This window comes from Acidaminococcus sp. HCP3S3_G9_1, from assembly GCF_052122455.1.
GTDB lineage: Bacteria > Bacillota > Negativicutes > Acidaminococcales > Acidaminococcaceae > Acidaminococcus.
This window is the reverse complement of the sequence record NZ_JBQKCH010000027.1, coordinates 1-4045: the sequence shown is the minus strand read 5'-3', so window position 1 is coordinate 4045 and position 4045 is coordinate 1. Positions and strand designations below refer to the sequence as shown.

Sequence of the window (4045 nt, the reverse complement as noted above, 5' to 3'; positions counted from 1 at the left end):
CTATGCCTAAGATTTAAGCCCTAGGCCGAAGTGTATTCTAAGTTGTTGATCGTACCACATATTTAAGAATGGCGATTTCAATTGGGCTGAATTTGGCTAATTCAGCTGGGCTCTATTTGGCGATTTCAGACGGGCTCTAACACTGGAATTGATGCTTTCGATGGCATTCGTCGTATACATGACTTTTCGGACGTCCGGTCCATAATTGAAGAGTTGCTCTACATGGCTGAAATTTCTTTCCCAGACGGAGATAGCACCTGGGAATTGGGACCATTTTTCCTTGAATGCGGCGAAAAGCCTACGAGCTTCTTCCACATTTACCGCCCGGTAAATGGCCTTTAGTTCTCTCATGAATTCTCGGCTTTGGTTCCAAGGAACATACCGCAGAGAATTCCGAATCAGGTGGACGATGCAGCGCTGGACAACAGTACCCGGGAAAATGGCACGGGCTCCTTCCTCAAGCCCACTGACACCATCCATGGAGATAAATCCCACATCCTGAACTCCGCGGCTCTTGATTTCGTCGAAGATCTGCATCCAAGTATGTTTTCCCTCTGTTTCATTAATCCATAAGCCAAGGATATCTTTGTTGCCGTTGATATCATAGCCGAGGATAACATAGACTGCTTTCTGATTGATTGCCATTTCTGTCCGCATGGAAACATAGATGCAGTCTACGAAGAGAAATGGATAAAATGGAAGCAGCGGCCGGTTCTGCCATTCATAAACTTCTTCCATGATACAGTCTGTAATGTGAGAAATCTGCTCGTGGGAGATAGAAAAGCCGTAGATATCTTCGATAGTAGATGCAATATCCCGTTGACTCATACCCCGGCCGTACATAGCCAAGACCTTTCCTTCAATGGAAGAAACATCTCTCTGATGTTTCTTGATAATCTGAGGTTCAAAGGTGCTCTCCCGATCCCGAGGAATCTGAATAGGAACATCGCTCATAGTGGTCTTCACTGTTTTCAGCGAATAACCATTACGAGAGTTACTACCTTTTTCGGGACTCGACCCATTTTTAGGATATCCAAGGTGATTTTCCATTTCTCCTTTGAGAGCAGCTTCAAAAAGGGGGGCAAAAATCTTCTTCAGAGCATCCTGGATTTCCTCAGCAGATTGAGGTTTATATATATCGTAGATAGCCTGGCCAATTTTTTCTTCGGGGGTAAGAGTACGCTTTGCCATAGTAGTCCACTCCTTTGCCTTTGGTCCCTTTCAGTATGAGGTATAAATAGATTTTGAGCAAGACGCTTACGCATTTACACAAAATATTTTACACTCTCGTTGGGCGGCGCCCTACATTGACGGAGAACGGACAACGCCTCACGCTGAACGTCTCACGTCTCACGCCGATGGAGGGAACCCACCAGTGGATTCCTTTGAATGGAAACGCAGCCTGCGGCTGCTAACCCACCACCCATGCTGGCGCATGGATACCCCAGCTACGGCATAAGCGACCTCGCTATCCGCTAAAGCGGATGCGCCCTGCTTACGCCCTTGTAAAGGGCGGAGATATAATTACAGGTTCAGCATAAAAGAAAGGCGTTCTTCATCAACCACTTTTCCCCATTGTCATCATGGGAAATTCCCCATTTTCACCAGGGTTCTAGCGTCGGGTTAATTTGACCAAGTAGAGTCGGGTTAAAATGACCAATTTCAGTCGGATTAAAACAGCCAATTTGCCTGGAGACATTTTAAATGGAATGTGGCCAGGCAGCTGCTTTCCAAGATCATATAGGATGGGGGAAGTATGGTGTGGCGACTTGGTTGGGCTGAAAATGGCGATTTCAGATGGGCCCTAATAATAGTGATTAGGTGGTTAAGTGGATAAGTGGCTAGGTGATTTGGGTCGTTGAGCCGATTTGCTTATCGAGAGTCTGTATAGAGGTCTTTTAGTAGGGAAAATTTTAAAATATCAACTTACTTTATCAATTGATTCAAGAATACCTGTTCGGAGTTTACAAAATGAGAGAACTTTGTTAGAATAATTAAATGGAACAGTATAAGCATTTTTCATGATTTCAGGAGCCAGCAATGTTCAAAGAAACAGTCTATCATGGAACAATACAGCAAAAAGCTGACGCTATAGTAAAAGAGGGATTCATAGAAAGCAGTAAAGATATTGAATGGCTTGGTACAGGAATCTATTTTTTTGCCAAGCGGGAAGATGCTGAATTGTGGGCAGAAAATGAGGCTGCGAAGAAAAAGAATAAAGTAACAAAACCGTGTCTTCTGCAAGCTAATATCTTTTGTAATGATGACGAATTTCTTGACTTGGATATAGAAGAGAATATGGCTGAAATGGAAAGAACAATTCTTCCATTTTTGGAAAAAGGAGAAGAAGGACATCCTGTTATTAATGGCGACAATAGCGGTGTAAAACTGCGATGCCTAGCATGCAATTTCTACAAGAAATTGAAAGGAATAAAAATTTTGGCCTATTCTTTTCCTAAAAGAATCATGGTTAATAAACTTGGGTTTCGTGTTTGTTTGAAACAAAGACAATATGCTGTGAGCAGTAATAAAAATATTGGGGAAGTGAAAAAGTTTCGATAGGAGGCAGTCGAAATGAAAAACAGTGATCTTAACGCATTATTAAAAGAATGCTGTTTGGAATTGGGCATTGAATGGGTAGATGAACCGGGTCCTGCTGTGATAGATGGGCAAAAGGCAGACGAGTATTTCAAAGATCATACCATTTTTCCTGATACGAAGGATATTGCTTTAGTTTTGGAATATCCTGACGGAAATGATGGGAATGAGATGGATTCAGATTTGCCTGTTGATATTTTAGTAGATACTACAGATGAAATTTTAAAGGCCGCATAGAAGGAGACAATATGGATTTTCAGGAAAAACAGCTAAGCAGTTTGCAGATGCAGCATTTGCATGTCAAGGATATAAAGTTCTCTGCAACTGGAAAAGAACCAGTTCGACCTACTAAAATGAATGTTGCATTTCATGTGGATAAAAATGTCCAATCTGACAGTAAAATGGCAGTGGAATTAAGTTGTGATATTGATATTCCCGAAATTGCTCAAATGCAAGTAAAATTAGCTGCTGATTTTGAGACAGATGGGAATGTTCCAGTTGAAAGCATGCTAAAAAATGCGATTGCCATCATGTTTCCATTCTTAAGAAGTCAAGTTACCTTGGTTACATCACAACCAAATTTCAGACCGATCATATTACCAATTATTAATATTAATAATCTGGTAAAATAACCAGGAAAGCCCTTTAAAGCTGGAATATCATTTTCCATCTTTAAAGGGCTTTCTTTTATTTTTTAGGAATCAGGTGATTGCCGAACGAATGAATACAGACCACTAGGCGGCCTGGTGGCGGGACGCCCGTTGGGCGGCACCCTACAGGGATGGAGAATTTTCGATAGAACAGCATGTGTTCGACAGAAAAGGTGCGGGGGGGCGGGACGCCCGGCAGGCGGTTGGCATTTTTCAGTTTTCTTTCCTCCGACTCGTTCCCGGGGCGCAAGGAGGTTCCAGATGCGCGAAAGTGGGAATTTTTGAAAGTGGCATAGTACATAATGGTACATGCCTCTTTCAAAAATTCCCGCTGACAAAGCAAATGGGGCCTTATTGTGTCCCGGTTTTGTGTTCACCACATGTGCATGGTGCAGCAATCTGTCTAAATTGGTTGTCGCTGATGTGAATGTCAAAGAAAAAGTAAGCCACGCGCTTGCCAAAAATTGAGCCACTGTGATCATGAAAAAGTGAGTCACACAGGGGGAGAAAGTGATTAGGAGGTGAAAAGTAGCAGGGCCGCTTTTCAGTCTCACGCCGATGGAGAGCATCTGTCGGGGGCAGATGGTCATGAGCTGACAGGCACTGGTCTCTAGCGGCAGGAGGGAACCTGCTGGGCGGGTTCCTGGGAACGTATAAAAACCGCAGGCCGGGACGGGCGTGCCTGCGGCGCGCCCCTCGTATAATAGAGTTGTACCAGATATTCCCTTTTATAGTGAATTACGGTACGATTAGAATGGAGCTGTGGATCGGTTGCGCGCCCCTACCGCTTGACGGTT

Annotated in this window: 4 protein-coding genes; 3 read left to right on the top strand and 1 reads right to left on the bottom strand. The window is 43.5% G+C overall.

Annotation, left to right across the window (positions count from 1 at the left end):
* Window positions 1-96: 96 nt before the first annotated feature.
* On the bottom strand, window positions 97-1191 hold the full coding sequence (locus ACTQY1_RS11115) for an IS256 family transposase (RefSeq protein WP_441374201.1): 1095 nt from the start codon (window positions 1189-1191) through the stop codon (window positions 97-99).
* A gap of 849 nt (window positions 1192-2040) precedes the next feature.
* Between ACTQY1_RS11115 and ACTQY1_RS11110 the strand changes: the two genes are divergently transcribed.
* Genes ACTQY1_RS11110 through ACTQY1_RS11100 form a run of 3 tightly spaced genes read left to right on the top strand, consistent with a single transcriptional unit; the run spans window position 2041 to window position 3230 of the window.
* The gene (locus tag ACTQY1_RS11110) at window positions 2041-2562 is read left to right on the top strand and encodes a hypothetical protein (protein ID WP_154487418.1); all 522 of its coding nucleotides are present in this window, start codon (window positions 2041-2043) and stop codon (window positions 2560-2562) included.
* A 12-nt stretch (window positions 2563-2574) separates the two neighbouring features.
* Window positions 2575-2835 (top strand): hypothetical protein, encoded by a 261-nt coding sequence (locus ACTQY1_RS11105; RefSeq protein WP_022488212.1) that lies wholly within the window; start codon window positions 2575-2577, stop codon window positions 2833-2835.
* A gap of 11 nt (window positions 2836-2846) precedes the next feature.
* Window positions 2847-3230 (top strand): protein-export chaperone SecB, encoded by a 384-nt coding sequence (locus ACTQY1_RS11100; RefSeq protein WP_074707775.1) that lies wholly within the window; start codon window positions 2847-2849, stop codon window positions 3228-3230.
* The last annotated feature ends 815 nt before the right edge of the window (window positions 3231-4045 follow it).

What these genes read in the sequence shown, in the direction of transcription:
- ACTQY1_RS11115 (WP_441374201.1), bottom strand. Translation starts at nt 1,191, where the DNA reads ATGGCAAAGCGTACTCTTACCCCCGAAGAAAAAATTGGCCAGGCTATC.
- ACTQY1_RS11110 (WP_154487418.1), top strand. Translation starts at nt 2,041, where the DNA reads ATGTTCAAAGAAACAGTCTATCATGGAACAATACAGCAAAAAGCTGAC.
- ACTQY1_RS11105 (WP_022488212.1), top strand. Translation starts at nt 2,575, where the DNA reads ATGAAAAACAGTGATCTTAACGCATTATTAAAAGAATGCTGTTTGGAA.
- ACTQY1_RS11100 (WP_074707775.1), top strand. Translation starts at nt 2,847, where the DNA reads ATGGATTTTCAGGAAAAACAGCTAAGCAGTTTGCAGATGCAGCATTTG.